The organism is Fulvimarina endophytica (assembly GCF_003403015.1).
Classification (GTDB): Bacteria; Pseudomonadota; Alphaproteobacteria; order Rhizobiales; family Rhizobiaceae; genus Fulvimarina; species Fulvimarina endophytica.
Window position 1 is genome coordinate 545,666 of record NZ_QURL01000002.1, and the last position, 25,849, is coordinate 571,514.

22 protein-coding genes and 1 tRNA gene are annotated in these 25,849 nt (G+C 65.3%); 9 read left to right on the forward strand and 14 right to left on the reverse strand.

The features are described from left to right. The first annotated feature begins 35 nt into the window (after positions 1-35). Positions 36-929 carry a LysR family transcriptional regulator gene (locus tag DYI37_RS06020; RefSeq protein WP_116682275.1) on the forward strand — a complete coding sequence of 298 codons (894 nt, stop codon included), beginning with the start codon at positions 36-38 and terminating at the stop codon, positions 927-929. Positions 930-1,206: 277 nt separating this feature from the next. Here the strand turns inward: DYI37_RS06020 and DYI37_RS20415 are convergent, their stop codons facing one another. The 3 genes from DYI37_RS20415 to DYI37_RS06030 form a co-directional block, all read right to left on the reverse strand. Next, complete coding sequence (locus DYI37_RS20415; RefSeq protein ID WP_280986927.1) at positions 1,207-1,341, reverse strand: hypothetical protein; 135 nt, start codon at positions 1,339-1,341, stop codon at positions 1,207-1,209. A 329-nt stretch (positions 1,342-1,670) separates the two neighbouring features. Further along, positions 1,671-1,745, reverse strand: a tRNA-Val gene (locus DYI37_RS06025). A gap of 131 nt (positions 1,746-1,876) precedes the next feature. Beyond that, entirely contained in the window at positions 1,877-2,509 is a 633-nt protein-coding gene (locus DYI37_RS06030) for a DUF922 domain-containing Zn-dependent protease (protein WP_116682276.1), read from the reverse strand. Between the two features lie 193 nt (positions 2,510-2,702). Between DYI37_RS06030 and folP the strand changes: the two genes are divergently transcribed. From folP to DYI37_RS06045, 3 genes are all read left to right on the forward strand, one after another. Further along, positions 2,703-3,563, forward strand: a complete 861-nt coding sequence (gene folP / locus DYI37_RS06035) for a dihydropteroate synthase (protein WP_116682277.1) — start codon at positions 2,703-2,705, stop codon at positions 3,561-3,563. Then, positions 3,560-4,066 carry a 2-amino-4-hydroxy-6-hydroxymethyldihydropteridine diphosphokinase gene (gene folK, locus DYI37_RS06040; RefSeq protein WP_245413790.1) on the forward strand — a complete coding sequence of 169 codons (507 nt, stop codon included), beginning with the start codon at positions 3,560-3,562 and terminating at the stop codon, positions 4,064-4,066. The genes folP and folK overlap by 4 nt, the downstream gene beginning before the upstream one ends. A gap of 169 nt (positions 4,067-4,235) precedes the next feature. Beyond that, positions 4,236-4,721: an Lrp/AsnC family transcriptional regulator gene (locus tag DYI37_RS06045; RefSeq protein WP_116682278.1), complete on the forward strand. Its 486-nt coding sequence runs from the start codon at positions 4,236-4,238 to the stop codon at positions 4,719-4,721. Positions 4,722-4,756: 35 nt separating this feature from the next. Here the strand turns inward: DYI37_RS06045 and pgsA are convergent, their stop codons facing one another. Both pgsA and uvrC read right to left on the reverse strand, forming a co-directional pair. Continuing rightward, positions 4,757-5,338: a CDP-diacylglycerol--glycerol-3-phosphate 3-phosphatidyltransferase gene (gene pgsA, locus DYI37_RS06050; RefSeq protein WP_116682279.1), complete on the reverse strand. Its 582-nt coding sequence runs from the start codon at positions 5,336-5,338 to the stop codon at positions 4,757-4,759. 161 nt (positions 5,339-5,499) lie between these two features. Beyond that, entirely contained in the window at positions 5,500-7,566 is a 2,067-nt protein-coding gene (uvrC, locus tag DYI37_RS06055; RefSeq protein WP_116682435.1) for an excinuclease ABC subunit UvrC, read from the reverse strand. Positions 7,567-7,980: 414 nt separating this feature from the next. Between uvrC and DYI37_RS06060 the strand changes: the two genes are divergently transcribed. Continuing rightward, on the forward strand, positions 7,981-8,646 hold the full coding sequence (locus tag DYI37_RS06060) for an outer membrane protein (RefSeq protein ID WP_245413791.1): 666 nt from the start codon (positions 7,981-7,983) through the stop codon (positions 8,644-8,646). A gap of 47 nt (positions 8,647-8,693) precedes the next feature. Here the strand turns inward: DYI37_RS06060 and DYI37_RS06065 are convergent, their stop codons facing one another. From DYI37_RS06065 to DYI37_RS06080, 4 genes are all read right to left on the reverse strand, one after another. Beyond that, complete coding sequence (locus DYI37_RS06065; protein ID WP_116682281.1) at positions 8,694-10,007, reverse strand: hemolysin family protein; 1,314 nt, start codon at positions 10,005-10,007, stop codon at positions 8,694-8,696. 113 nt (positions 10,008-10,120) lie between these two features. Further along, on the reverse strand, positions 10,121-11,074 hold the full coding sequence (locus DYI37_RS06070) for a hypothetical protein (RefSeq protein ID WP_116682282.1): 954 nt from the start codon (positions 11,072-11,074) through the stop codon (positions 10,121-10,123). A gap of 203 nt (positions 11,075-11,277) precedes the next feature. Further along, entirely contained in the window at positions 11,278-12,651 is a 1,374-nt protein-coding gene (locus DYI37_RS06075) for a glutamate--cysteine ligase (protein WP_116682283.1), read from the reverse strand. Between the two features lie 122 nt (positions 12,652-12,773). After that, positions 12,774-13,523, reverse strand: coding sequence for a 16S rRNA (uracil(1498)-N(3))-methyltransferase (locus DYI37_RS06080; protein ID WP_116682284.1), 750 nt, complete (start codon positions 13,521-13,523; stop codon positions 12,774-12,776). Between the two features lie 100 nt (positions 13,524-13,623). On the opposite strand from DYI37_RS06080, the gene DYI37_RS06085 reads away from it, so the two are divergent. The 4 genes from DYI37_RS06085 to DYI37_RS06100 all read left to right on the forward strand — a co-directional run bounded on the left by DYI37_RS06085 (position 13,624) and on the right by DYI37_RS06100 (position 18,625). Next, complete coding sequence (locus DYI37_RS06085; RefSeq protein WP_116682285.1) at positions 13,624-14,421, forward strand: SDR family oxidoreductase; 798 nt, start codon at positions 13,624-13,626, stop codon at positions 14,419-14,421. 198 nt (positions 14,422-14,619) lie between these two features. Further along, the gene (locus DYI37_RS06090; protein WP_158555096.1) at positions 14,620-15,642 is read left to right on the forward strand and encodes a ribonuclease T2 family protein; all 1,023 of its coding nucleotides are present in this window, start codon (positions 14,620-14,622) and stop codon (positions 15,640-15,642) included. Between the two features lie 595 nt (positions 15,643-16,237). Next, positions 16,238-17,587: a hypothetical protein gene (locus DYI37_RS06095; RefSeq protein WP_116682287.1), complete on the forward strand. Its 1,350-nt coding sequence runs from the start codon at positions 16,238-16,240 to the stop codon at positions 17,585-17,587. A 15-nt stretch (positions 17,588-17,602) separates the two neighbouring features. Next, complete coding sequence (locus DYI37_RS06100) at positions 17,603-18,625, forward strand: COG3904 family protein (protein ID WP_199520086.1); 1,023 nt, start codon at positions 17,603-17,605, stop codon at positions 18,623-18,625. A gap of 130 nt (positions 18,626-18,755) precedes the next feature. Here DYI37_RS06100 and DYI37_RS20530 read toward each other — a convergent pair whose 3' ends face one another. The 5 genes from DYI37_RS20530 to glgA all read right to left on the reverse strand — a co-directional run bounded on the left by DYI37_RS20530 (position 18,756) and on the right by glgA (position 25,750). Then, positions 18,756-18,875 (reverse strand): MFS transporter small subunit, encoded by a 120-nt coding sequence (locus DYI37_RS20530; protein ID WP_425365026.1) that lies wholly within the window; start codon positions 18,873-18,875, stop codon positions 18,756-18,758. Between the two features lie 75 nt (positions 18,876-18,950). Further along, entirely contained in the window at positions 18,951-20,348 is a 1,398-nt protein-coding gene (locus DYI37_RS06105; protein WP_116682288.1) for an L-lactate MFS transporter, read from the reverse strand. A 207-nt stretch (positions 20,349-20,555) separates the two neighbouring features. Continuing rightward, positions 20,556-22,616 (reverse strand): glycogen debranching protein GlgX, encoded by a 2,061-nt coding sequence (gene glgX, locus DYI37_RS06110; protein ID WP_116682289.1) that lies wholly within the window; start codon positions 22,614-22,616, stop codon positions 20,556-20,558. 63 nt (positions 22,617-22,679) lie between these two features. Further along, the gene (locus tag DYI37_RS06115; protein ID WP_116682290.1) at positions 22,680-24,308 is read right to left on the reverse strand and encodes an alpha-D-glucose phosphate-specific phosphoglucomutase; all 1,629 of its coding nucleotides are present in this window, start codon (positions 24,306-24,308) and stop codon (positions 22,680-22,682) included. Further along, complete coding sequence (gene glgA / locus DYI37_RS06120) at positions 24,305-25,750, reverse strand: glycogen synthase GlgA (protein WP_199520097.1); 1,446 nt, start codon at positions 25,748-25,750, stop codon at positions 24,305-24,307. Before glgA ends, DYI37_RS06115 begins: the two co-directional genes overlap by 4 nt. Between the last annotated feature and the right edge of the window lie 99 nt (positions 25,751-25,849).

Genomic DNA, 25,849 nt, shown 5'->3' on the forward strand with positions numbered 1-25,849 from the left:
AATGCAATTAGTTGAATGATTGATGTGTTACTCGCATGAATGTTGAACTGGATGATCTGAAGGCCTTCGTGAAGACGGCGGAGATGCGCAGCTTTCGCGCCGCCGCCGAGACCATTCACCTGTCCCAGCCCGCCTTGACGCGCCGGATCCAGAAACTCGAGGCGACGCTGGGCGTGCCCTTGCTGGAGCGGACGACGCGGCGCATCGAACTGACCGCCGTCGGCCGCGATTTTCTTCCCCGTGCGCGCCGTCTCCTCGATGATCTCGAGACGTCCCTGCTGACGGTTCAGGAAATCGCGCAGCGCCGCTCGGGCCAGGTCAACATCGCCTGCATCCCGACAGCCGCCTATTATTTTCTGCCCGATGTCATCTCGGCCTTCAGCGAGGCCTATCCCTCCATTCGCGTGCGCATCGTCGATGCCGGCGCGAACGAGGTCCTTCAGGGCGTTCTGAACCGTGAGGTCGATTTCGGGATCACGCTCACGGGCGCGGACGATCCGGACGTCGCCTTCGAACCGCTGGTCGAAGAGCCGTTCATGCTGGCTTGTCGGAACGACCATCCTCTGGCCGAGCAGGAGGTAGTGCAGTGGGAGGATCTCGCGGAGCACCGCTTCATCACAGTGGGCCGGGCGAGCGGCAATCGGCTGATTCTGGATCTCGGGCTCGCGAAATCGGGTTTCAGGCCGAGATGGTTCTACGAGGTGCAGCACCTCTCGACATCGCTCGGCCTCGTGGAGGCCGGTCTCGGGGTCGCGGCCCTGCCGAAGATGTCGCTTCCCTCAGGCCCCCATCCGCTCATCGCAAGCCGCCCGCTTGTCGACCCGGTGGTGATGAGAACGGTCGGCCTCGTCCGACGGCCGGGGGCGCGGCTCTCGCCCGCGAGCGAGCGTTTCCACGAAATGCTGCTGACGCGCTGGCGGACGCCATAGGGTCAGCCTTGCCTATGCGGTTCTCTCGGACCTGATGCCGAAGGCCCACGCGCCCGGCAATGCACGGGTATCAGGCCGAAGCCAGCATCCGGCGCGATGCGTGGGGCATCAAAACGGTGGCACCGACCGTCTGTCGCGACCCGGTCTCGCTGGCGCCGCACCAAGGCGCCCGGATGCTTCCGTTCGCCTCGCTCAACCGCCGCCTTGCGAGAGGCCGAGACAGGCCGGCGGAACGACCGTCACCGCCCTCGGCAGGCGAGGGCGGTGACAGCCGCGATCAGCGGCGCAGATCGGGATTGTTGCGGTAGAATTCGTCGCGCAGGCGCCTGGCTTCGCGGATGCTGTCGACGAAGCCGAAAAAGGCGCTGCTGATGCGGTTCGAACGTTCGGTTTCGCTACGCTTCTCGGTCATGGGAATCTCCGTCCGAAGTCCAGCGGCATCGCTTGAGCGGGATCCGCTGGAGGGTGAGTTCAGTCGGATTGAAAATGGCCCTTTCCCTCCCGGGCCGCCAGATGCTGCAGTGCAAACAAGCCATGCGCTTCACGCGCGGCTACCGCTCTGTCGAGGACATGGCGAAGTGCGGGAGGCGCAGTCGCCGCCTGTCGCAAGAACGATCCGGATGGGTTCGGTCGTCACGGCCAAACCTAGGCGTCCGACATCCGGGTTTCTTCCCGATCGCCAGAATGGCCGGCCAATTTTCAAGGACGTAAGTGAGAAACCCCGAAGGGCAGGGGCCTGAATGGTGGGCGCGACAGGGATTGAACCTGTGACCCCCTCGGTGTGAACGAGGTGCTCTCCCGCTGAGCTACGCGCCCGGTGCTTGTCCTGTATGTCGTTCCGCGCTCGGACGCAAGCCCGGGTTTCGTCCGGTCGTCCGCTTGCCGAAAATGGAGGCGGGGGACGGGGTTGTCGCGCGGGGTTGCCCGAACGCCCGGGGCCCCGTGTCTCAGGGGGATGGTTCGGCGGAGGCTTCGCGCAGATTGCGCAGAAGCGCCTTGCGCAGCCTCATATCGATCTCGCGTCCCTCGACGATGTCGAATTCGCGCTGGGCGCGCTCGTGCCAGGCGAGATATCGCTCCATCACCCGATTGGCCTTTTCTTCCATCTGCCGGCAGGTCGGCTCGGGGCGCAGGTTGCGCAAAACGCTTTCGAGGCGCTTCAGATAGTTGATGGCGATCTCGCTGTGCTGTTTCTCGTGCCGGGCGATGTCGTCGGCGAGCGTGCGCCAGACGATGCTGGCATGGGGCTCGGCCGTCTTGCGGCGGACCCATCGGGGAAGGGTGGTCTTCAATTCGAGATGGATATCGGTCTCGGCGACCTCGCAGCCGCGCGGCACACGGCGATAGCCGACCTCACCGTCGAACCGGACGGAGGTCGCGCCCGGATGGCGCTGGCCGGAACCGCCCAGAATCGGTCCCGACTGACTGAGACTGCGATCGATCTCCGCCAGGCTGTCCCCACGCACCTTGAAATATTCCGTGGATTGGGAGATCCGGCCCGCCGTGGCAGGTGCCCCGAGGGACGCGAGACAGAGCGCCGCCGCAAGAACGCGGAAGGGGCGGGCGATCAATTGAACCATAGGGCCGAGAAGCCTTCCGAAAGCAGGAATGCCGGGATGCTAAGTGGCTTTCCCGTGAAGGACAATGCCGCGCGGCGCGCGTTCCTGCCTCATGCTTAAGCAAGAAGGTGACGCCGCCTTCGATTGCAGGGACCTGCGCGAAGGTCTAACTGCGCAGGCAGGGAAACCGCGCTGACGGGGAGGTTCTACGACCATGCAGGTGATCGAGCCCAAGGGTGGACGCTGGCAAGTCGGCCATGGCCGGCACATCGATCTCGGCCAGCGCGCCTGCATCATGGGAATTCTCAACGCGACGCCCGACAGCTTCTCGGATGGCGGCCGCTATGCCAGCGTCGAGGCCGCGGTCGCCGAGAGCCTGCGCATGGTGGAGGAGGGGGCGACGATCATCGATATCGGCGGCGAGTCCACGCGGCCCGGTGCCGTTCCCGTCGATGCCGCCGAGGAGCAGCGGCGCATCCTGCCGGTGATCGAGGAACTGTCGCAGCGCTCCGACTGCATCATCTCGGTCGATACCTACAGGGCAGAAACCGCGCGGCTCGCCATTGAGGCCGGCGCGCACATCGTCAACGATGTCTGGGGCGCGCAGAAGGATCCCGAGATCGCCAAGGTGGCCGCCGAGACCGGATCGGGTCTCTGCCTGATGCATACCGGCCGCGAGCGCGAAAAACTCCCGGACGTGATCGAGGACCAGTTTCACTTCCTGCGCCGATCTCTCGAGATCGCCGAGGAGGCTGGGGTCGCGCGCGAGGCGATCGTGCTCGATCCGGGCTTCGGCTTCGAGAAGGACGGCCCCGAAAATCTCGTGCTTCTCGCGCGCTTCGACGAGGTGCTGGCGCTCGGTTACCCGGTTCTCGTCGGAACCAGCCGCAAGCGGTTCGTGCGCACCGATCCCGAGGGGCGCCTGCCGAACCCTGACCACACGACCGCCGCGACCTCGGCACTCTTGCGCGAGCGCGGCGCCGACATCTTCCGGGTGCACGACGTCGGCATCAATCGCGATGCGCTGTTCATTGCCGATGCCATGCGCCGGGCGATGCGGGGCGAGCGCTGGTGACCGCTCTACGCGCGATCCTCGCCCTCGGCGGCAATGTTGGCGACGTGGCGCGAACGATGGCCGATGCCCTGAACACGCTCTGCGATCGCGACGATCTTCGGATCGTCTCGGTCTCCCGCCTGTTCTCGACCCCGCCCTGGGGCAAGACGGATCAGCCCGACTTCATCAATGCCTGCGCCGTCGTCGAGACGGAGCTGTCGCCCCTGGCGCTGCTCGATCTCTGCCTCTCGACGGAGCGCGATCACGGCCGCGAGCGCGGGGAGCGGTGGGGGCCGAGAACCCTCGACCTCGATCTCATCGACTATGACGGCCGCAGGATCGAGGAGGACCGGCTCCAGCTGCCCCATCCGAGAGCCTTGGAGCGGGCTTTCGTGCTGGTGCCGCTCCTCGACATCGATCCGGATCTCAGCCTTGCGGGCATCCGCATATCGGAGCGCGCGGCGGGCCTTGCTGGCGACGGGATCCGTCCGATCAGCGAGACCGGCGACTGGTGGGTGCGATAGGGCGCGGGCTCGGCTCCCGGGCCCTGTCATCGGGTCCGGATATCGGCTCCGACGGGTGGCCGGAGCGCGAAGGATCGCGAAAGGCTGCCGATCTATCGTCTTCCGGCGGGTTTCTGTATGGGTTTCCCATGGCGGCAGACCGATGATCCAGGCTGATGGCGGAGAGTGAATGGACCGGCTCGACAAGAAAATCCTGAGGCTTCTCCAGGCCGATACGACGCTCGCCGTCGCCGATGTCGCCAAGCGGGTGGGATTGTCCACGACGCCCTGCTGGCGCCGGATCCAGAAGCTGGAAGAGGAAGGCGTCATCAAGCGCCGGGTCGCGATCCTCGATCCGGACAAGGTCAACACCCGCGTCACGGTCTTCGTCTCGATCCGCACGAACTCCCATTCGACCGAATGGCTGAGGCGCTTCTCCGAGGTCGTCACGACCTTCCCGGAAGTTCTCGAATTCTACCGCATGAGCGGTGAGGTGGACTATCTCCTGCGCGTCGTCGTGCCGGACATCGCGGCCTACGACGCCTTCTACAAGCGGCTGATCGAAAAGATCGAGATCCGCGACGTCTCCTCGGCCTTCGCGATGGAGCGCATCAAGTCCACGACAGAGCTTCCCCTCGATTACATGGTCTTCGACAAGGAGACCCGCGAGAGCTGACAAGTCCACGCCCGTCTCGCGGCCGGGAATGGCCGTCAGTCCTCGATATGGCGCAGGCCCGCGCGGAAGTAGTCGTAGCCGGTGATCAGCGTGATGAGCGCCGCGATCCAGAGGAAGGCGATGCCGATTTCCGTGACGTTCGGGATGACCTTGTCGCCGGCAGGACCGGCAAGAAGGATGGCGAGTGCGACCATCTGAAAGGTGGTCTTCCACTTGGCGAGGCGGGTGACGGGGACCGATACCTTCAATTCCGCGAGATATTCGCGAAGTCCGGAAACGAGGATCTCCCGGCACAGGATCACGATGGCCGCCCAGAGCGTCCAACCCGCGATCGTCCCCTCCGCCGCAAGCAGCAGAAGAACGGCCGCGACGAGGAGCTTGTCGGCGATCGGGTCCAGCATGCGTCCGATCGTCGACTGCTGCTGCCAGGCCCGCGCGAGATAGCCGTCGAAATAATCGGTGATGGAAGCAAGGACGAAGATCGTCAGGGCCGACCAGCGTGCATAGTCCGGACTCTTCAGCGAACCTTCCAGGAAGAAGCAGACGACCACCAGCGGCACGCAGGCGATGCGGGCATAGGTGAGAAGATTGGGAACGCTGTATGTGGTCCGAGACATGAAGAGGGCATTCGACTCGTTGGAGAAAAACAGGGTTCGACCCGTTCTGAGTTAGGCACCCACAAAGCTCTTCAAAGGCATCGGGTCAACCATTTCCGAATGTTTAGGTGAAGAACCGAGCCGGCCTGCGGGCACCGGCCCGAATCCCGCCATCGGCAGTTCTAGCCGTTGTCATGGAAATGATCGTAGACGAGTTTCGCGATCGTCTCCGAAATGCCTTCGACGGCGCGCAGATCCGGCAGGCCCGCGCGTGAGACCGCCTTGGCGGTTCCGAAATGCTGGAGCAGCGCGCGCTTGCGGGAGGGGCCGATGCCCGCGATCTCGTCGAGCGGATTCTTGACCAGTTCCTTCTTGCGCTTGGCGCGGTGCGTGCCGATGGCGAAGCGGTGGGCCTCGTCGCGCAGGCGCTGGACGAAATAGAGAACCGGATCGCGCGGCGGCAGGGTGAAGTCGCGCGTCCCCTGGATGAAGCGCTCGCGCCCCGCATCCCGGTCGACTCCCTTGGCGACGCCGATGGTCAGCACCTTGTCGGCGATGCCGAGTTCGTCGAGAATCGAGCGCACGGCCGAGATCTGGCCCTTGCCGCCGTCGATGAAGACGAGATCGGGCCAGGCGGGAAACGGCGCATCGGCGGCTTCCTCGGCCTCATCACCCTCGGGCGCATTTTCGGCCGGGCCCCTGGCGCCCGGCGCTTCGTCCGCATGGTCCTTCAGGAGGCGGGAAAACCGGCGCGAGATCACTTCCTTCATCATGCCGAAATCGTCGCCCGGCGTGATCTCCGTGCTCTTGATGTTGAACTTGCGATACTGGCTTTTCACGAAGCCTTCCGGGCCGGCGACGATCATTCCGCCGACGGCATTCGTGCCCATGATGTGGGAGTTGTCGTAGACCTCGATGCGGCGGGGAACCCGGTCGAGATCGAAGGTCTCCTTCAGCCCCTGGAGAAGGCGAGCTTGGGAGGAAGTCTCCGCGAGCTTTCGTCCGAGCGCTTCCTTCGCGTTGGAGCGCGCATGGTCGACCAGATCGCGCTTCACGCCGCGCGACGGCGTCTCGATACGCACCTTTCTCTCGGCCTTGAGGCTGAGCGCCTCGGCAAGCAGGGCCTCGTCGTCGAGGTCGACCGGGGTGAGGATGAGGCGCGGCGCCGGCTTGTCGTCGTAGAACTGGGCGATGAAGGCGCCGAGCAGGCTTTCGGGCTCGAGCGAGGGATCGGCCTTCGGAAAATAAGCGCGGTTGCCCCAGTTCTGGCCGGTGCGGAAGAAGAAGACCTGCACACAGGTCAGCCCGCCTTCCTGATGGATGGCGAAGACATCCGCCTCCTCGACGCCCTGGGGGTTGATCCCCTGATGGCTGGAGACGTGGGACAGGGCGGCGATCCGGTCGCGGTAGAGCGCGGCGCGCTCGAAGTCGAGATCGTCGGAGGCGCGGCTCATCTCCTTCGCCATCGCCTCCTTCACCTGGCCGGAGCGGCCGGAGAGAAAGCCTTTCGCCTGTTTCACGAGGTCCCGGTAGTCCTCTTCCGGGATCTCGTTGGTGCAGGGACCGGCGCAACGCTTGATCTGGTGGAGGAGGCAGGGCCGCGACCGGCTTTCGAACACGGAATCGGTGCAGGTGCGCAGGAGAAAGGCCCGCTGGAGCGAGTTGATCGTACGGTCGACGGCACCGGCGGACGCGAAGGGGCCGAAGAACGAGCCCTTTCGGTTGCGCGCGCCGCGATGCTTCACGATGGCGGGGGCCTGATGGTCCTCGGTGACGAGGATGTAGGGAAACGACTTGTCGTCGCGCAGGAGAACGTTGAAGCGCGGGCGCAGCCGCTTGATGAGATTGGCTTCGAGAAGTAGCGCCTCCGTCTCGGTTCGGGTGGTGACGAACTCCATCTGCCGCGTCAGGCGGATCATGCGGGCGATGCGCTGGGTGTGCCCGCCGAGCCGGGCATAGTTGGAGACGCGCTTCTTCAGCGAGCGCGCCTTGCCCACATAGAGGACCTCCCCATCGGCGCCGAACATGCGGTAGACGCCCGGCTGGTTCGGCAGGCGCTTGACGAGGGCGGCGATGAGTTCGGCTCCCTCGAGTTCGGCGGTCTCGGCCTTGCCCGCATCGGCCCAGTCGATCGCCGAGAGAAGCGCGGTGGCTTCCTCGCTGAGCCGGTTGTCCTCGCCGCCCGTCTCGCGATCCTCCTCCTCCGGGTCGAGGCTCTCGTCTGAGGGATCGAATTCGGTATCCGGCATGTCGTCCTGATCGAACTGGCGTGGTCTGAGGCCGCGCCCGGAATGGCGAGAGAAGCGCCGCGGGCGCGATCGGGAGCGGGTGGGGCGGGTGAAGGTCTTCACGGTCCTTCGACCATATAGGGCCTTGCGGCCCGTTTGTTCAGAGTCGGCGCAAGGGACCGGGGTCGCAGGCCCCGATCCACGATGCTCCGGCTTCGCAAGACTGTTGCGGAAGGGCAACGGCTTCGGAATAAAATCTGGGAAAGCTAGGCTTACGATCCACGACGCTTGGGGAGAACATCGACCACGACCACATAAAAACCTCCGAGACCATGCCCGATTGGCGATCTCGTGCGTTGAGATGCGGTCCGCTGGACAGCTTCCGGCCACGCGGATCGAACGGAGAGGCAAGCCGTGCGACAGACGAACTGGCGATTGACGACCATATTGGCGATGGCTGTGCTCGGCCCCTTCGCGGCCGTGCCGGCCCTAGCGCAGGAGGCTCCGGCTCCCGAACGGGACACGGTCTTCCCCGAGGCGCGCCTTCCCGAGACCGCGCTTCCCGTTCGCGTCTGGTCGGGGCCCTATGCGGGCGCCTTCGTCGGCTACAACATCTCGCGCTTCGATGATCTGCGCGGCGCGTCCGTCGAGGGCGAGGGGGTCGTCGGCGGCGTCTATGGCGGCTTCAATATCGACGGCGGACCGATCGTCTACGGAATCGAGGGCGATATCGGCGGCGGCGATTTCGATGCCGCCGCGAACGGCGTCACCGGCCGCCCGGATATCCAGGGCGAAACGAACGTCTTCGGCTCGCTTCGCGGCCGCGTCGGCGTGCCGATGGACCCGTTCCTCGTCTACGGAACCGGCGGCCTTGCGCTCGCCGATACGCAGCTCACGCTCGACGGCGCGTCGGATACGCGCACGAGCGTCGGCTACACGGTGGGCGCCGGCGTCGAGGCGAAGGTTACGGACCGGGTCAATGCGCGCGTCGAATATCGCTATTCGGACTTCGGCTCGTCCGACTACGAGCTCGGCAAGACCAGCGTCTCGTCGGGCTTCGACGAACACTCGGTGCGGGCCGGCGTCAGCCTCGATTTCTGAGGCTTCCGCCAGCGGAGCGAGGGCCGGTCTTCGGGGGAGCGGACGGTCTAGTCTGCGCTGCCTTCCTGGGCATCGGCCGGCTTCTTGTGGGTGAAGAGCAGCTTGTCGATGCGATGGCCGTCGAGATCGACGACCTCGACCTCGAAATCCTCCCAGGTGAAGACCTCTCCGACCTCGGGTATGTGCCCGATCTTCTCGAGGACGAAGCCCGCGATGGTCTCGTAGTCGCGATCTTCCGGAAACTCGATCACCTTCGACTTGTAGGCGAATGCATCAACCGGCATCGCGCCGTCGACCAGCCATGAGCCGTCATGGCGACGCACGGCGTTCGCGCTCTCCTCGACGCCTTCCGGCAGCGAGCCGGCGATTGCCGTCAGAATGTCCTGCGGTGTCGCGATGCCTTCGAAGGCGCCGTACTCGTCGAGCACGACGGCGAGGTGGATATCGGAATTGCGGAACGCCTCGAGGAGCTTCAGGATCGGCATCGCCTCGTTGACGTAGAGCGGCTTGCGCAGGGCCGCGCGCAGATCGAGCCGGTTTTCCCGCCGCTGGATTTCGAAAAGATCCTTGGTGTGGACGATGCCGACGATCTCGTCGACCTCGGTGTCGAGGACCGGAAACCGCGAATGCCCGGCTTTCAGGATCTCGGCGAAATTCTCGTCCTCGTCGTCATGGATGCTCAGCCAGTCGACGTCCGGACGAGGCACCATGATCGAGCGGACATTGCGGTCGGCGATGCGGATGACGCCTTCCAGCATCTCCCGCTCCTTTTCCTTGAAGACGCCGATCTGGGTGCCCTCGCGGATCATCGAGCGGACGTCCTCTTCCGTCACCTCGCCCTCCTTGTCGTCGTCGCTGACGAAGGGCGCGGTGATGAAGCGCGTCGAAACCTCCAGGAGCCAGACGATCGGCCGGCCGACCTTAGAGATCATCCACATGGTCGGCGCGACGAAGGAGGCGATGGCCTCCGGCCGCGTCAGGGCGAGGCGTTTGGGGGCGAGCTCTCCGACGATGAGCGACAGATAGGTGATGACCACGACGACGAGCGTGAAGGCGAGACTGCCGGCGATGCTTTCCAGGCCCGGAACGGTCCGAAGAACCTCCGCAAGCGGCTCGGCGAAGACGGAGCCACCGTAAGCGCCGGCGAAGATGCCGACGAGCGTGATCCCGATCTGGACCGTCGACAGGAAGGTGGTCGGGTTCTCGGACAGCTTCAGCGCGGTGTTCGCGCCGCTCTTTCGCTGCTTGGCGCGCTGTTCGAGGCGCGAGCGCTTGGCCGAGACGACGGCGAGCTCCGACATGGCGAAGAAGCCGTTGAGCAGGATGAGCCCGAAGACGATCAGGGCATTGATGAGAAGCACGTGCGTGGACCTTGGAATTCGGGAGACCGCGGTAAGAGCCGGCGGCCTTGAGGACAGTCTTCAACGTCGGGATATGGTGAGGATTGCAGCGGGGTCGGACCTTGCCGGCTTGCTTATTCCTTGGGAGATGGATCCTCGCGCCGCGGATTGGCATCGAAGAGAGCGGTCATGGACTTCCAGTACTCGCTCTGCATCTGCGTGCCGGCTTCCATCATGCGGCTGAACCCCAGCGCATCTTCGGCCGACCGCGCCGTCTCGCCGCCGGTCGTCTCGGACTCGCGCGGCGGCGCCTCGCTGTGCGGTTTGTCTTCGGTCTCGTTCATGAGACCCTTCGAAAAACCCTCGAAGATCGCCAGAAACGGCATTGGCGGCAGATTGTCCGTGCCGCCGGTCTCGGCCTTGGAGCGCTCCTCCTCCTTCGGCTTCATGGCGTTGCTGGCGGAGAGGAAAGGCATGGGCGGCAGCCAGGGCAGGGGGCCGCGAAACGCGTCGGCGAAGACGTTGCTCATATCGGCGGGTCTCTGCCTGCGCGATGCCGGCGCATCCGGGGAGCGCGAGAACGCCTCGATCGCATTGGCGCTGCGCCGCATCAGGTCGGCCATGTTCGCCGGCATGTCGGCGGCGTCGAACCGGCCGTTTTCCATCCCGCGCATGAAGGTCGTTCCCACCATCTGCATCATGGTCTGCATGGCCATGAGCGTGAGATTGCGCATCAGGGGCTTCACCGTGTCCGGCGCCGTGCCGGTGACCGAAGACACCTGGCGGGAGACCGCATCGACGAGCGCCTTCGAGCCGAAGAGATTATCGGTGAGCCGCTCGACGTCCGAGCGTTCGGCGGCTCGCCGGGACGTGGCGTCCATCGATCCGAAGAAGGGGGCGAACATGCGCGACAGGTCGGACGCGGTCGTCGGATCGGACATCGCGCGCATCATCGCGAGCGAGAACGCCGGAGCGAGCGCCTGGGCCGTATCGCGCAACTCGCTCGGGCTGAGATTGTAGGCGCTGGCGAGCCTGTCTGCGGCAAGGCCCGAATCCGATGCCGTCAACCAGTCGAAGAAATCCGTCATCTCACTCCCTCTCGCGCTCTCCGGCTGTGATTGAGACACAAGAGAACTGACGCACGCAAGATAGGGCGCCCGCAAAGCTTTTCCCTTCGATAACACATGTTCGAAGCGGCAGGCTCGATCCCTGCCGTGCTGAAAGCTCCTTCGCCGGACGTTTTCGCGAGGCAGGAGCAATGCCTCGCATCGATCGAAACGCGGGATAACCCTCAGAAGGCGAGGTTCTTGAACACCTGCTCCATCGACCGGTCCCACTGCTCCTCGTAGAGACGCACCAGTTCCTCCGCCGAGGTGGTGCCGCGCGCGACCACCTCTTCGAGCGGTGCGAGGAAGAAGCTTTCGTCGTTGCCGTCCTCGTTCTTGAAGTCGCGGGCGATCAGGCCTTCGCGCGAGATCTTCAGGCACTCGCGTGCGAGATCGAGGACCGTGCCGTCCCGGAACGGGGTGCGGAACCCTTCCTTCGGGACCCGCTGGCGCATGTCGCCGACTTCCTCGATTGTGAAGTCGCGGGTCAGATCCTCCACCTTGCGCATGGCTTCGGGGGAATAGAGAAGCCCCACCCAGAACGCGGGAAGCGCGCAGATGCGCCGCCACGGGCCGCCGTCGGCCCCCCGCATCTCGATGAACCGCTTCAGGCGCACATCGGGGAAGAGCGTCGAAAGATGATTGGTCCAGTCGCCCATATTGGGCTCGGGATCGTCGAACCGACCCTTCAGCGCGCCGTCGAGGAACTGGCGGAAGGTCACGTCGGTCGCGCGGTGGTAGCGGCCGCCCCGCGAGACGAAGTACATGGGCACGTCGAGGGCCCACTCCACGTAGTCGCGATAGCCGAAACTGTCCTCGAAGACGAAGGGGAGAAGGCCGGAGCGGGCATTGTCCACATCGTGCCACACCTCGGACCGCCAGGAGACGAGGCCATTCGGCTTGCCCTCGGTGAACGGGGAATTGGCGAAGAGTGCGGAGGCGACCGGCTGAAGCTTCATGCCGATCTGCATCTTGCGGCGCATGTCCGCCTCGTCGCGGAAGTCGAGATTGACCTGGATCGTCGCCGTGCGCAGCATCATGTCGAGGCCGCGCGTGCCGACCTCCGGCATGTAGGCGCGCATGATGTCGTAGCGCGACTTGGGCATGATCGGCGTCTCGTCGATCGTCCAGGTGGGCGAGGACCCGATGCCGAGAAAGCCGATGCCGAGTTCCTTGGCGATCGACCGCACCTCGGCCAGATGCCGGTTCGATTCGCGGCAGGTCTCGTGAATCGTTTCGAGAGGCGCGCCGGACAGCTCGAACTGTCCACCCGGCTCCAGCGAGATCGCGCCGCCCTCCTCGTCGTTGAAGAGACCGATGATGCGCCCGTCGTCGATGATCGGCTCCCAGCCCGAAAGGGCTTTCAGCCCTTCGAGGAGCTTGGCGATGCCGCGATCGCCCTCATAGGGGACGGGCGCGAAATTCTCGACATAATAGCCGAACTTCTCGTGCTCGGTGCCGATGCGGAACCGGTCCTCCGGCTTCTCGCCGCTCGCCAGATAGGCGGCCAGATCCTCGATCGATCCGATCGGCGTCGCGTCGCTGGTGTCGCGGGCCATGATTGTCCCCTCCGATGATGGCGGATGTCGGTTCGACCCGATTCGTTCCGTCCCGAAATTACGCATGCCCGCAGCGGCGGCAAGACGCTCCCCGGCGACGCGCCGTTTACACGAGCTTTGGATCAGGCAACAGGTTGCCAGTCGCCGCAGACAGCCTGCAGGAGGGCGAGGGCGGCGACGGCGGCCGTGTCGGCCCTGAGGATGCGGGGGCCGAGCGAGATCGATCGCACGAAGGAATGTTCGCCCAGCCGCTTGCGTTCCGCCGGCGAAAAACCGCCCTCAGGACCGATGAGGACCCCCTTCGGGCCCCTGGAAAGCGAGGCGAGGGCGTCGATCGGGCTTTCGGCATCCATCCGCTCGTCGCACATGACGAGCGGGATATCCGTGTTCCAGCCGGCTATGAACTCTTCGAACTTCAACGGCTCGCGGCATTGCGGCAGGGTCAGGATGCCACACTGTTCCGCAGCTTCCACGGCATTGGCCTCGATCTTGTCGATCCTGATGCGATGGGACTGCGTGAAATCGGTGAGCACCGGCTGGAGAACCCCGGCACCCATCTCCACCGCCTTCTGGACCATGTAGTCGAGCCGGCCGACTTTGAGCGGTGCGAAGCAGTAGATCAGGTCCGATGCCGGTGTCTGGGCCCTGACCTCCTCGATCGGGACGAATGTAAGCTTCTTCTTGGATGGCTTTTTGAGGCTTGCGAGCCACTCGCCGTCCCGGCCGTTGAAGAGGAGTACGTGATCGTCCTCGTTGCGGCGCAGAACGTTGAGGAGATGGTTCGTCTGGACGGGGTTCGCCTCGAACGCGCGGCCGGCGGCGAGGTCCTCGCCCACATACAGCCTCGGGCTCTTGAAGTCGTAGCTCGGCATATTTGACGCACCGTTCGGCTTATCCTGCAGCGCAACCTAAGCCCCGATGCCCCGTTGTCACGCCAGACCAAGCCATACCATAAAGAAGGAAGCTTCCACGATGGACCTGAAAATTCGAGACCGCGTCGCGCTCATCACCGGCGCCACGGGAGGGATGGGGTTCGAGACGGCGAAGATCCTCGCCGACGAGGGCGTCAAGCTCGTCCTCTCCGATCTCGACATCGAGACGCTGGAAAAGGAAGCCTCCAGCCTGCCGACGGACCTGATCTGGATCAAGGCGGACTGCACCGATCAGAGCGAGATCGATGCGATGGTCAAGGAAGCCTATGGAAAGTTCGGCAAGATCGATATCGTGATCCATACGGCCGGCATCACCGGCGCCAAGGGTCATCCCCTCGAAATGTCCGACGAGGACTACAAGGAGGCCTGGGAGATCGACTTCCTCTCCGCCGTGAAGATCGCCCGGGCGACCTTCCCGAAGATGCGCGAGAACGAGTGGGGCCGCTTCGTCTGCATCACCTCGGAGAACGCCGTGCAGCCCTATTGGGAAGAGGCGACCTACAACACCGCCAAGGCGGCTCTCGCGGCCTTCGTCAAGAATCTGTCCTATCAGGAAGCCGCCCACGGCATCCTCTGCAACACGGTCTCGCCGGCCTTCGTGGAGACGGCGATGACCGACGGTATGATGGAGAAGCGGGCCGAGGAACTCGGCGTCTCTTTCGACGAGGCGGTCAAGTCCTTCCTTGACGAGGAGCGGCCGGGCATCGTTCAGAAGCGCCGTGGCCGGGCCGACGAGGTCGCGGCCGTCATCGCGCTCGTGGTCTCCGAGCGGGCCTCCTACATGAATGGCGGCAATGTGCGCGTCGATGGCGGGGCGGTCCAGTCGGTCCAGAACTGACGCGAACTTGGACTGACGCGAACACGCAAGCCGCATATCCTCACGACGGCGGCGCCCTTCCGGGCGTCGCCGTTCGTTTAGCGCCTCGCGTCCAACGCAGCCGGGTGATTGTCCGCACTCGGCCCGCCGGATAGGTTGAGGCTTCGAGGTTCGATGACCCACGGCACGAGGCCAGACCGAACGAGGATGAGATTTTTTATGACGACCCGTCGCAGGATCGCGCTTTTCTCCTGCATCGCGGGCCTGATGGTGGCGTTCGGCCTTCTTGCCGGAACGAGTGCTCTCGCGCAGGATCTCTTCCTTGCCGACAAGACCTGTCCCGCGTTCCAGTCCTTCCGCAAGGGCACGAACCCGAACGGCGTGACGACGGAGATCGGCCGCTCCTACGAAGTGATCGAGGCCAACGGGTCCGATCCGACCCATTACCGACTGAGAATCCAGGCCGCCGAGCCGCCCGAGCGCTGGGTCTCCAGAACCTGCGGCGTCCTCTCTCGCGGATCGGGCGACGGGGCGGTTCGGCCGAAGTCCGGCAATGCCGACATCGCGAGCCCACCCGCATCGTCGCGGGCGAGGGATGCTTCCGCGCCGGAACGCTTCGTCCTTGCCGCAAGCTGGCATGCGGCCTTCTGCGAGGCGCGGCCGCGCAGCCGCGATTGCCGAACCGGCGGATATGACGACGGCCTGAAGCTTCACGGCCTCTGGCCCCAGCCGCGAAGTGCTGCCTATTGCGGCGTTGCGAGCGCGCTCGTCGAGGCGGACGAACGGGGGCGCTGGGCCGAACTGCCGGAGCCTCGCATCGAGGCCTCTACACGGCGAGCCCTGGCCGAAGCGATGCCCGGCATGGCGGCCGATCTTCATCGGCACGAATGGATCAAGCACGGAACCTGCTACGGAACGGGTGTGCAGGACTACTTCGCCGACTCCCTTCTCCTGATCGAGCAGTTGAACGCCTCGCCCGTCGGCGCCCTGTTCCGCGACAATGTCGGAAGGACGCTGACGGGGGCAGAGATCCGCGCGACATTCGACGAGGCGTTCGGGCCGGGAGCGGGAGAGAGGGTTCTCCTCGATTGCAACACGGTGGACGGGCTTCGCCTGATCAACGAATTGCGGATCAATCTGCGCGGGACGATCGAGCCGGACACGAGGCTCGAGGATCTGATCATGGCGGCCGAGGAGGCGCCGCGCGGATGCTCTGCCGGGATCGTCGATGCGAAGGGCTGAGGGCCCGGGCGCCGTTCCGCCTTGAGGTCGCCGCCGCAGGACGGGGCGTCTGGAAATCAGGGCAAAAAAAAAGCCGGGTACTAAGACCCGGCCCGGAATATCGGTTTCGTGAGAAACCCTTGGGAGGAAACAGCCGAAGGCGACGAATGGGAGGAGGAGATCGTCACTGTTCGGCTACACACAATCTAGATCACGCTGCACCGCAGCGAAATAGATAAGCGCGCAATTCAGCCATGCGCTCAAAGCATAACTCGATCGTGTTTTGACCTGAGGTGCTGCGGATGGGGAAGGCTCGCTTACGCAGAGCGTCTTGAACCCGCCCGGTCGTCCCGGGGCGCGGCTCTCTGCGCTGTTCGAGCCAAGGCCTTAACCATGCACGGGAATTCCGCGCCTGCGGATGGGATCGCGCATGGTCTTCTCCACGCGCTGGTCTTAATTTCCGATTAAGCATGCGGCGCACCGTTCGCGGAGCGCTCGGACAGGCTGGGAGATGTCGCCCGGCGAGACTTCGCCCGAGCGCGTTCACCGTGGGGGGCATCCAGCAATCGGGCGGCCTTGCACCACGGGACCGTCGCTCACGAGATCGGTAAAGCGTATGAGCGCATCGCAGTCCTACACCCTTCGCGGCCAGCAGACCCGCCTCGACACGGTGACCAAAGTCACGCTCGCCGTCCTGGCGCTGGCTTCGGGCGTCTACACCTATCTCGGCGTGCGCGAGCTTCTCGATGGAAGCGCGACGGCGGTGCTTCTGGGGGCCGTGGTCTATGCGTCGGCGGTCTCCGTCGCGATCTACGCTTTCTGGTCCTATCTGATGCGCTTCATGCCGCATGTGCGCCAGGCGGCGAGCCGTCGGATGCTCTACCTCGCGATGGCCATCGGCTCGCTGATGATCGTCGCCATGTCCTCCTGGCTCAACGCATCGGCGCTCGCGGGATCTGCGGCGCTGGAACAGCATCTGTCGGTGACGACCGAGGAGTATCAGCAGACCCTCAATCAGGCGCATGAGAACGCGCTCGCGGCCCAGTCCCTGCTTCCCGACATCCAGCTCGCCGCCCAGCGTTTCGACGGTCTCGCCCAGCAGGAGGCCCGGTCTGGTTCCCTCACCGGCACCTCCGGCTCCGGAACGGTGGTCCAGTTCCTGCGCCAGATGTCGAACCAGCTGACGGCCCTTCAGAACGGTATCTCGGCGAGCAGTTCGCAGGTCGCAACGACCTTCGACGAGGGCGGAGAACGGCTGTCGCGGATGCGCCAGCTCGTCTCCGATGCCGGGCCGATCGCCGGGCGGGCGAATGCGTTCGCGGAAGAAGCCGTTCAGCTTTCGGGCATCATCACCAGCCTGCAACAGAATTCCATCGCGCCGGCCGTGAAGCGGACGGCCGAGGATCTCGGCCGGTCCTTCATCGCTCCGGTCGCCGATGGCGGCGACGAGAATCTGCGGACCCGCCAGTCGCAGGTCGTGGAGCGCGTCGAGGAGGCGGTGCGGGCGCAGAGCGCCCAGCTCGTCGCCGCGGCCGACGAGATTCTCGCCCGCCCGACCGTCGAGCCTCTCCGCTTCACCCCGCTTTCCGCGCCGGAGGCCGTGATCCGCTATGCCGCGGACTTCCTCCCGTCCTGGGCCGGCGCGATCTCGATCGACCTATTGCCCGCGGTGCTGATCTTCATCCTCTGCATCGTCCAGGACGTCATTCGGCGCGAGGACGGCGAGGAGATGGAGACCGGCGACATGTCTGCCGCCGACCTGATGCGGGCGATCCGCATCCAGAAGAAGCTTCGGGTGGCTGAGGACGTCGGCGAGCTCGAGCACGCCGCCCACACCCCGTCCGGGCCGCCCCAGGTTGCGCCTGTGCCGTCCGGCGAGGTGTCGAACACCCAAGGCGACCGCGATATCGTGCAGCGCAACGATCCGGCCGGATCGACCACATTCGCGAAGACGGCCTCGCGTTGAGGGAGCCTTTAAGCGATGATCGGTGACGAGACGAGCCCGGGCAGGCTCGATCGCATGCTGCGCGCGCTGCCGGAAGGCGCGATCCTGCGCGGCGTCTTCATCAGTCTTCTCGTGATGAGCCTTGCCATCGTCTATCTCGACTGGCTCGAATTCGCCGAGAGCGAGGCCGAGACGGCGCGCACCGAACGCACCGAGCCCCTGCCGCTGCGGCGGCCGGAGCCTGGCGATCAGGTCCGTCCCTATCTTCCGAAAACCCAGCCGGTGGGGCCCGATCGCGGCGCCCCGACGCTTCCGGGCTACGACGGTCCGCTCGATGGCGATGCGATGGGCGAGGTCATGGCGTTCCGCGATGCCGGCGGCGGTGTCGCTTCGGCGGTCGGCCGCATCGGGATCGGAACGGCGACGGATCTGCGCGAATTCCTGGCCGGCCGCGAGGAGGCCGGATCGCCGATCGAGACGCTCTTCCTCCATTCGCCCGGCGGGTCGGTCGACGATGCGCTGGCCATGGCGAGCGATCTGCGCACGAGCGGCATCAGCACGGTCGTGCCCGATGACGGCTATTGCGCCTCGGCCTGTCCGCTCGTCTTTGCGGGCGGGCTGACGCGCCGGGCGGGAGACGCCTCGTGGATCGGCCTGCATCAGGTCTACGCCGTCGACATGCCCGGGCTCGAAGGGGGCGACGATGTCGATCGCTCGATTTCCGATATCCAGCAGACGATCGCCCGGGCCCAGGAATTGCTGGTGGAGATGGGGGTCGATCCGGCCATCTGGATCAAGGCGCTGCAGACACCGCCGGCAGAGCTCTATGTCCTGACCGAGGACGAACTCGTCGCCTCGCGCTTCGTGCGCCCGTTCCCGGACGGGCCGCAGTTCATCGGGCCGCGCAGGCCGTCGGATTTCAGGATCGAGGGTCCGGCGTTATCGGACGCGGACGAACCCCCGACCGGAACGCCCTCCGCCGGAACTCCGGCAGCTGGCCCCGTGCCGCAGCAGCCGCTGGCCGACGAGCCCTCTGCGGGCGCCGGCAACGCAGCCTGAGAGCTTTCCGCGCTTCTTCCGAAGCCGCGAGCCGGCGAGCCTGAACAGATCGCGGATCAATCGTCTTCAAACGAAAAGCGGCGCCGGCTCGTTCGAGACCGGCGCCGCTTTTGACTGCTGCAAGCGTTCTTTAGAAAAAGAGCGCGGAGGCGTTGTTCAGCGTGAAGATGACGCCGATGACGAGCGGAATGCCGACAAAGGCCCAGGCAAGCGCGATGGCGACCGGACTTGTCGTCGATTTCTCAGCCATGGTGATCCATTTCAATCGAGTGGTTGATGGAAGCGCCCGCCCCAAAGAGGGCGGGCCTTGAGTTCTGCCGGCCTCTCAGGCCGTCGCGGGCTCGGCCTGCATGTGGTGCTTCTCGCTTACTGGCGACATCATCAGGTTGAGAACGAAGCCGACCGCGAGGAGGCCCGCCATGATGTACATGGTGACCGTATAGGCATCCGCCGGGGCGACGCCCGAGGAGATCTGGAACTCGCGGATGTAGTTGACGAGCACCGGACCCAGAACGCCGGCCACCGACCAGGCCGTCAACAGTCGTCCGTGGATCGCGCCGACATACTGGGTGCCGAAGACGTCACGCAGATAGGCCGGAATGGTGGCGAAGCCGCCGCCATACATCGAGATGATCACCGCATAGGCGAGGATGAACAGGGCGATCGAGCCCATGTTTCCGGTGGTCGGAACGAGGGCGTAGAGGACCACGCCGAGCGCGAAGAAGATCGCATAGGTCGTCTTGCGGCCGATGAAGTCCGAGGTGGAGGCCCAGAAGAAGCGTCCGGCCATGTTGAAGAGCGAGAGAAGGCCGACGAAGCCGGCAGCAGCCGCCGCCGTGATGCCGCCGGTGACGAGACCGCTCGCATCGGTGATGGGCGGGAACATCTCCTGGATCATCAGGGAGGCCTGGCCGAGAACGCCGATGCCGGCGGTCACGTTGAGGAGGAGCACGCCCCAGAGCAGCCAGAACTGCGGGGTCTTCAGCGCCTCGTCCACATGGACATTGGCGTTGGTGACCATGCGGTTCGTCTTCTTGGGCGGCGTCCAGCCGGCCGGCTTCCAGTCCTTGGCGGGAACGCGAACGATGGTCGCGCCGACCAGCATGTAGACGATGTAGATGATGCCGAGGGCAAGGAACGCGCCGCCGACGCCGAACTGGCCCATCAGGAAGACCGAGAGGGGCGAGGCGATGAAGGCGCCGCCGCCGAAGCCCATGATGGCCATGCCCGTCGCCATGCCCGGACGGTCCGGGAACCAGCTCATCAGCGTCTTGACCGGCGAAATGTAGCCGAGGCCGATGCCGCAGCCACCCAGAACGCCGTAGCCGAGAAAGATCAGCCAGAGCTGGTGCGACCAGACGCCGAAGGCGGAAATGACGAAGCCGCCGCCGAAGAGAGCGGCCGCGGTCACCATGGTCTTGCGCGGGCCGACCCGCTCGACCCAGGCTCCGCCGAAGGCTGCGGCAAGGCCGAGGAACAGGATGGCGATCGAGAAGATCCAGCCGATCGAGGCGATCGACCAGTCGGCGGGCGCCTGTTCGGTGCCGCCGATCAGCAGGCTGAGCGGCTTGTTGAAGACCGAGAACGCATAGACCTGCCCGATGCACAGATGCACGCAGAGCGCCGCAGGCGGCACGATCCAGCGATTGAAACCTGGACCTGCGACGGTCCGCTGACGCGAAAGCCAGCCGCCGGATGCGGCCGAGCTCGATTGATTTGACATGAAAGTTCTCCCAGCGCAGAGCGGGCCTCGGAAGAGCGAGGCTCCGGACGGCGAACGGGGGGAAAATAACGAACCCGTTATCGGAACGATAGTCCGGCTGCCTATTTTATTTCACGGATGAAAAATAACCGATGCTTTCGTTTCACGCGCGGCAGCCTTCGCATCGGTAGATGCGGGCGCAATCAGTGGTCGCGATTTTCGCCTTCTCTAAGGATCCTCAGTCCTGGTGGCAAGCTTTTCCTCGGTGAGAATGAAGACCGAGCGGGCCTTCACGACGAGTCCCGCTTCGCGCGAGAGAGGGCGAGCGCCGAGATTTGGCCAATCGGACTGGATGGCGAGAACGAAGCCATGCCCGGCGCGCGGCTCGGGCAGGGCGACCGGAACGTCGTCCGCCGAGGCGTTCAGATAGACAACGACGCGCTCCGACGCCGCATCCGATGGGACATAAAGGCTCATGCCGAGAAACCGGCGCTCGGGATTCGCCCAGTCGATATCCTCCATCCGCCCGCCGTCTTCGCGCAGCCAGACGACGTCCTCGAGCTCGCCGGCGCTCATACGCCCGCTGGGGAAGGCGTCGGCCGACAGCGCCGGATGGGCGCGCCTCAAGGCCGCGAGCCGCCGAACGAAATCGGCCTGCCGCTCGTCGGCCCCGGCCCAATCGAGCCAGGTCGTCTCATTGTCCTGGCAGTAGGCGTTGTTGTTGCCCCCTTGCGACCGGCCGAACTCGTCCCCGGCGACGATCATCGGCGTGCCGCGCGAGACGAAGAGTGTCGCGAGCATCGCCCGCACGTCGCGCCGCCGGGCCTCGACGATCTCCGGGTTCTCGCTCGGGCCTTCGGCGCCGTTGTTCCAGGAATGGTTCTCGTTGTGACCGTCCCGGTTGCCCTCGCCATTCGCCTCGTTGTGCTTGCGCTCGAAGGCGGCGATGTCGGCAAGGGCGTAGCCGTCGTGGGCGGCGACGAAATTGACGCCCGCCGAAGGGCCGGGGCGGGATGTGGCAAAGAGGTCCGGCGAGCCGCACAGCCGGGTCGCCAGCGCGCTCACCATGCCGCGATCGCCGCGCCAGAAGCGCCGCACATCGTCGCGGAACCTGTCCTGCCATTCGAACCAGGCCGTCGGGAAATGTCCCACTTGATAGCCGCCGGGCCCGATATCCCAGCTTTCGGCCACATGGATGCGGTCCTTCAGAACGGGATCGGCCTCGATAAGCGAGAAGAACGGGGCGGCCGGATCGAACCCGCCCGGCATGCGGCCGAGAACCGGCGCGAGATCGTAGCGGAAGCCGTCGATGCCGGCGGCCTCGACCCATGTGCGCAAGGTGTCGACGAAGAGTTGCGCGACCGGCTCGCGAAAGGCCGCGAAGGTGTTGCCGCAGCCGGTGTGATTGACGAGCTGCCCGGGATCTTGCGCCTCGTGGGCGTAGTAGAGCGCATTGTCGAGGCCGCGATAGGAGAGGGTGGGACCTTCCGCGTCGCCTTCGCCCGAATGGTTCAGAACCACGTCGAGAAGAACGCGGATGCCGCGCGCGTGGAGCGCGTCGACCACGCGCCTGAGCTCGGGGAACCCGCCGGGCACCAGGCGAGGATCCGGCGCCATGTGCGTCACCGGATTATAACCCCAGGCATTGACGAGGCCGAGCCTTGTCAGATGTTCCTCGTCGATCGCGGCCGCGAGCGGCATCAACTCGACCGTCTGGACCCCGAGGCGCTCCAGATGGTCGAGGAGCGGGGGATGGGCGAGGGCGGAGGCCGTTCCCCGGATCGTCTCCGGAAGATCGGGAAACCGCTGCGAGAACGCGCGCACCAGGACTTCGTAGGTCAGGCCGGGTGCCGCGAAGGGCAGGGGTTCGGCATCTCGCGCCAGATCCGTCACGATCGCCTTCGGCATGAACGGCGCGCTGTCATAGCGATCGCCGCGAGCCGCCTTGAATGCCGGATGGAAGAGGAAGGGGCGGTCCAGCCGTAGGGCGTAAGGATCGGCGAGAAGCTTGGAGGGATCGAAGCGATGGCCACGGGCGGGGTCGAACGGACCATATGCCCGAAGCCCGTAGCGCGCACCGGGACGAATTCCGGGGACGAAGCCGTATCTCACGGCGCCATCGATGCCCGGCAGGGCGATCCGCGCGGTTTCCCTCGTGCCGTCCGCGTCGAACAGGCAGACCTCGATGCGGTCGGCATTCTGCGAGGCGACGGCGAAATGGGTGCCGTCCGCCGTAGGGGTCGCGCCGAGCCGCTGCGGGCGACCGTGTTCTGCGGTTGCTTCGATCATGACCTGAGGCTTAGCGGCTCCCCCGGCCGCCCGCCACCCTGTCCGAACTCGAAATCGCCCGGATCAGGTGACGACGTCCGGTTCGCTGCGACCGGTGCGCTTCCTGATCTCGCCGACGGAATCGGCGATCGAGATCAGTTCGGCGAGCGCCTCTGCCGGGTCCTCGCCATGCTTGGCCGGATCGGGCTCGTATCGCTCGATATAGACGCGCAGGGTCGCGCCGCTCGTGCCCGTGCCCGAGAGGCGGAACACGATGCGGCCTCCGCCCGAGAATACGATCCTCACGCCCTGGCCGGTCGCGACCGAACCGTCGATCGGGTCCTTGTAGGAGAAATCGTCGGCCTCGGAGACGACGAGCGAGCCGAAGCGCTGGCCCGCCATGGAGGCCAGACGATCGCGCAGGCTTTCCATCAGCCCTTCGGCCTTCTCGCTCTCGATCTCCTCGAAATCGTGCCGTTGGTAGAAGGTGCGGCCATACTCCGCCCAGTGGGACTCCATGATCTCGCGAACGCCCTCCTGGCGCTCGGCGAGGATGTTGAGCCAGAGAAGCACCGCCCAGACGCCGTCCTTCTCGCGCACATGGTCCGATCCGGTGCCGGCCGATTCCTCGCCGCAGATCGTCACCTTCCCCGCATCGAGGAGATTGCCGAAATACTTCCAGCCTGTCGGCGTCTCGTAGATGCCGACGCCGAGCTTCCTGGCGACCCGGTCGGCCGCCTGGCTGGTGGGCATGGATCGGGCGATGCCCGCGATGCCGTTCCTGTAGGCCGGTGCGAGATGAGCGTTCGCCGCCAGGACGGCGAGGGAATCGGATGGCGTGACCACCATGCCCTTGCCGACGATGAGATTGCGGTCGCCGTCCCCATCGGAGGCCGCGCCGAAATCGGGCCCGTCTCCTTGCATCAGTTCGTCGATGAGTTCGGCGGCATAGACCGCGTTCGGATCGGGATGGCCGCCGCCGAAATCCTCCTTCGGCTCGCCGTTGATCACCGTGCCCGCCGGGGCGCCGAGCCGGTGCTCGAGGATTTCCGTCGCATAGGGGCCGGTCACGGCATGCATGGCGTCGAAGCGGATACGGAAGCCGGATGCGATCAGATCGCGGATCTTCTGGAAGTCGAACAGCTCCTCCATCAGGTCGGCGTAATCGGCCACCGGATCGACGATCTCGATCTCCATGTCGCCGAGCTTGTGGGTGCCGATCTCGTTGAAATGGGGCGCGGGCGCCGAATAGATGCGATAGGCCTCGATCGACCGCGTCTTCTCGAAGATCTTCGAGGTGATGCGCTCGGGCGCGGGCCCACCGTTCTCGATATTGTACTTGATGCCGAAATCGCCGTCCGGGCCGCCCGGATTGTGGCTTGCCGAAAGGATGATGCCGCCTGCGGCACCGCGTTTGCGGATGAGATTGGAGGCGGCCGGCGTCGACAGGATGCCGTCCTTGCCGACGATGACCCGCCCGTAGCCGTTCGCGGCCGCCATGCGGATCGCGATCGCCACCACGTCGCGGTTGAAGAAGCGTCCATCGCCGCCGATGACGAGCGTCTCGCGCTCGCCTTTGGCGACCGTATCGAAGATCGCCTGAAGAAAGTTCTGGACGTAGTTCTGCTGCTGGAAGTGCGGCACCTTCTTGCGCAGGCCCGACGTGCCCGGCTTCTGGTCCGAATAGGGCTTGGTGGCGATCGTCTCGATCATTCTTGATCGTCCTTCGTCATGTCGCGATAGAGGTCGGCATAGAGTTTGGCGCTGGTCGTCCAGGAGACGTCGCTCTGCATGGCGGTCTGTTGCATGGACCGCCACAGTTTCGGTCTTGCATAGATGTCGAGGAGCCGGTCCATCGCCGTCAGCACGGAGGCTTCGCTCGCTTCCTCGAAGATGATGCCGGTCGCGCATTTGGCCTCGAGGGCCGCGTAATTGGCGTCGATCACCGTATCGGCGAGACCGCCGACGCGCGTTACCATCGGAATGCAGCCGTAGCGCAGGCCATAGAGCTGGGTGAGGCCGCAGGGCTCGAAGCGCGAGGGAATGAGAATGGCGTCGGCCCCGCCCTGAATGCGGTGGGACAGCGCCTCGTCATAGCCGATGTGAACGCCGATGCGACCCCGATGGCGAACGGCGAGCTTCTGGAAGGCGCCCTCGATCTGGGCATCGCCGGTGCCTTCCACGACGAGGCGTATGCCCTTGTCGAGGATCGCCTCGGCCATCTCGGCCACCACGTCGAGACCCTTCTGCCATGTCAGCCGGCTGACGATCGCGACGATCGGACCGTCATCGGGTTCGAGCCCCATCTCCTCGATGAGGGCGTTCCGGTTGACGTCGCGCTTCTTCAGCGACTTCCTGTCGAAATGAGAGGCGAGGTGCGGATCCCCGGCCGGATCCCAGGCGGCCGTATCGATGCCGTTGATGATGCCGCAGACGGCGTCGCCGCGCATGCGCAAGAGGCCGCCGAGACCCATCCCGCCGTCTTCCGTCAGGATCTCCCGCGCATAAGTCGGGCTGACCGTCGTCACCCGGTCGCTGGCGAAGATGCCGCCTTTCAGGAAGCCGACATTGCCGAAGAACTCGACGCCATCGATCGAGAAGGCCTCCTCCGGCAGGCCGAGCTCGGGGAAGATGGAGGCGGAGAAATTTCCCTGGAAGGCGAGGTTGTGGATGGTCAAAACGGTCTTGACCGACCTCTCGCCGCAGAAACGCAGATAGACCGGTGCGAGGGCCGCCTGCCAGTCGTGGGCATGGAGAATATCCGGCCGGTAGCCCTCGACCGCGCCTTGCGCGATCTTCGCGCCGGCAAGCGACAGGGCGGCGAAGCGCCGCCAGTTGTCCGCATGGTCGTAGCCATTGGCCGCAAGATAAGGCCCCCCTTCGCGCGCGAAGAGATCGGGCGCATCGAGGATGAGAAGATCGAGGCCCCGGCTCGTGGCCGGACGCAGCTCGGCCCGCACGCCGAGAAGGTCGTCGAACACGGCGACGGGCGCGCCGGCCTCGACCTGATTGAGCACCGACGGATAGCCCGGCAGGAGCACCTTCATCCGCACGCCGGCGGGCTCCAGCGCCCCCGGAAGGGCTCCGGCGACATCCGCAAGACCCCCCGTCTTGATGACCGGGTAGATCTCTGACGCGACCGAGAGGACCTCCAGGCTCATGCTGATATGCTTCCCATTGACGGCTTCCCGCTCGCCGCAAATGGCGGCCGCTTTGCATTCTTCCTCAGGACCATCGCCCCGAAGGATCGATCC

Bases quoted from the DNA above. Each gene is read 5' to 3' on its own strand.
- DYI37_RS06095 (WP_116682287.1), top strand. From the start codon at position 16,238: ATGAGCGCATCGCAGTCCTACACCCTTCGCGGCCAGCAGACCCGCCTC.
- DYI37_RS06105 (WP_116682288.1), bottom strand. From the start codon at position 20,348: ATGTCAAATCAATCGAGCTCGGCCGCATCCGGCGGCTGGCTTTCGCGT.
- DYI37_RS06045 (WP_116682278.1), top strand. From the start codon at position 4,236: ATGGACCGGCTCGACAAGAAAATCCTGAGGCTTCTCCAGGCCGATACG.
- DYI37_RS06020 (WP_116682275.1), top strand. From the start codon at position 36: ATGAATGTTGAACTGGATGATCTGAAGGCCTTCGTGAAGACGGCGGAG.
- DYI37_RS06115 (WP_116682290.1), bottom strand. From the start codon at position 24,308: ATGATCGAGACGATCGCCACCAAGCCCTATTCGGACCAGAAGCCGGGC.
- DYI37_RS20530 (WP_425365026.1), bottom strand. From the start codon at position 18,875: ATGGCTGAGAAATCGACGACAAGTCCGGTCGCCATCGCGCTTGCCTGG.
- DYI37_RS06030 (WP_116682276.1), bottom strand. From the start codon at position 2,509: ATGGTTCAATTGATCGCCCGCCCCTTCCGCGTTCTTGCGGCGGCGCTC.
- pgsA (WP_116682279.1), bottom strand. From the start codon at position 5,338: ATGTCTCGGACCACATACAGCGTTCCCAATCTTCTCACCTATGCCCGC.
- uvrC (WP_116682435.1), bottom strand. From the start codon at position 7,566: ATGCCGGATACCGAATTCGATCCCTCAGACGAGAGCCTCGACCCGGAG.
- DYI37_RS06090 (WP_158555096.1), top strand. From the start codon at position 14,620: ATGACGACCCGTCGCAGGATCGCGCTTTTCTCCTGCATCGCGGGCCTG.
- DYI37_RS06080 (WP_116682284.1), bottom strand. From the start codon at position 13,523: ATGCCGAGCTACGACTTCAAGAGCCCGAGGCTGTATGTGGGCGAGGAC.
- DYI37_RS06100 (WP_199520086.1), top strand. From the start codon at position 17,603: ATGATCGGTGACGAGACGAGCCCGGGCAGGCTCGATCGCATGCTGCGC.
- DYI37_RS06070 (WP_116682282.1), bottom strand. From the start codon at position 11,074: ATGACGGATTTCTTCGACTGGTTGACGGCATCGGATTCGGGCCTTGCC.
- glgX (WP_116682289.1), bottom strand. From the start codon at position 22,616: ATGATCGAAGCAACCGCAGAACACGGTCGCCCGCAGCGGCTCGGCGCG.
- DYI37_RS06075 (WP_116682283.1), bottom strand. From the start codon at position 12,651: ATGGCCCGCGACACCAGCGACGCGACGCCGATCGGATCGATCGAGGAT.
- folP (WP_116682277.1), top strand. From the start codon at position 2,703: ATGCAGGTGATCGAGCCCAAGGGTGGACGCTGGCAAGTCGGCCATGGC.
- DYI37_RS20415 (WP_280986927.1), bottom strand. From the start codon at position 1,341: ATGACCGAGAAGCGTAGCGAAACCGAACGTTCGAACCGCATCAGCAGC.
- DYI37_RS06085 (WP_116682285.1), top strand. From the start codon at position 13,624: ATGGACCTGAAAATTCGAGACCGCGTCGCGCTCATCACCGGCGCCACG.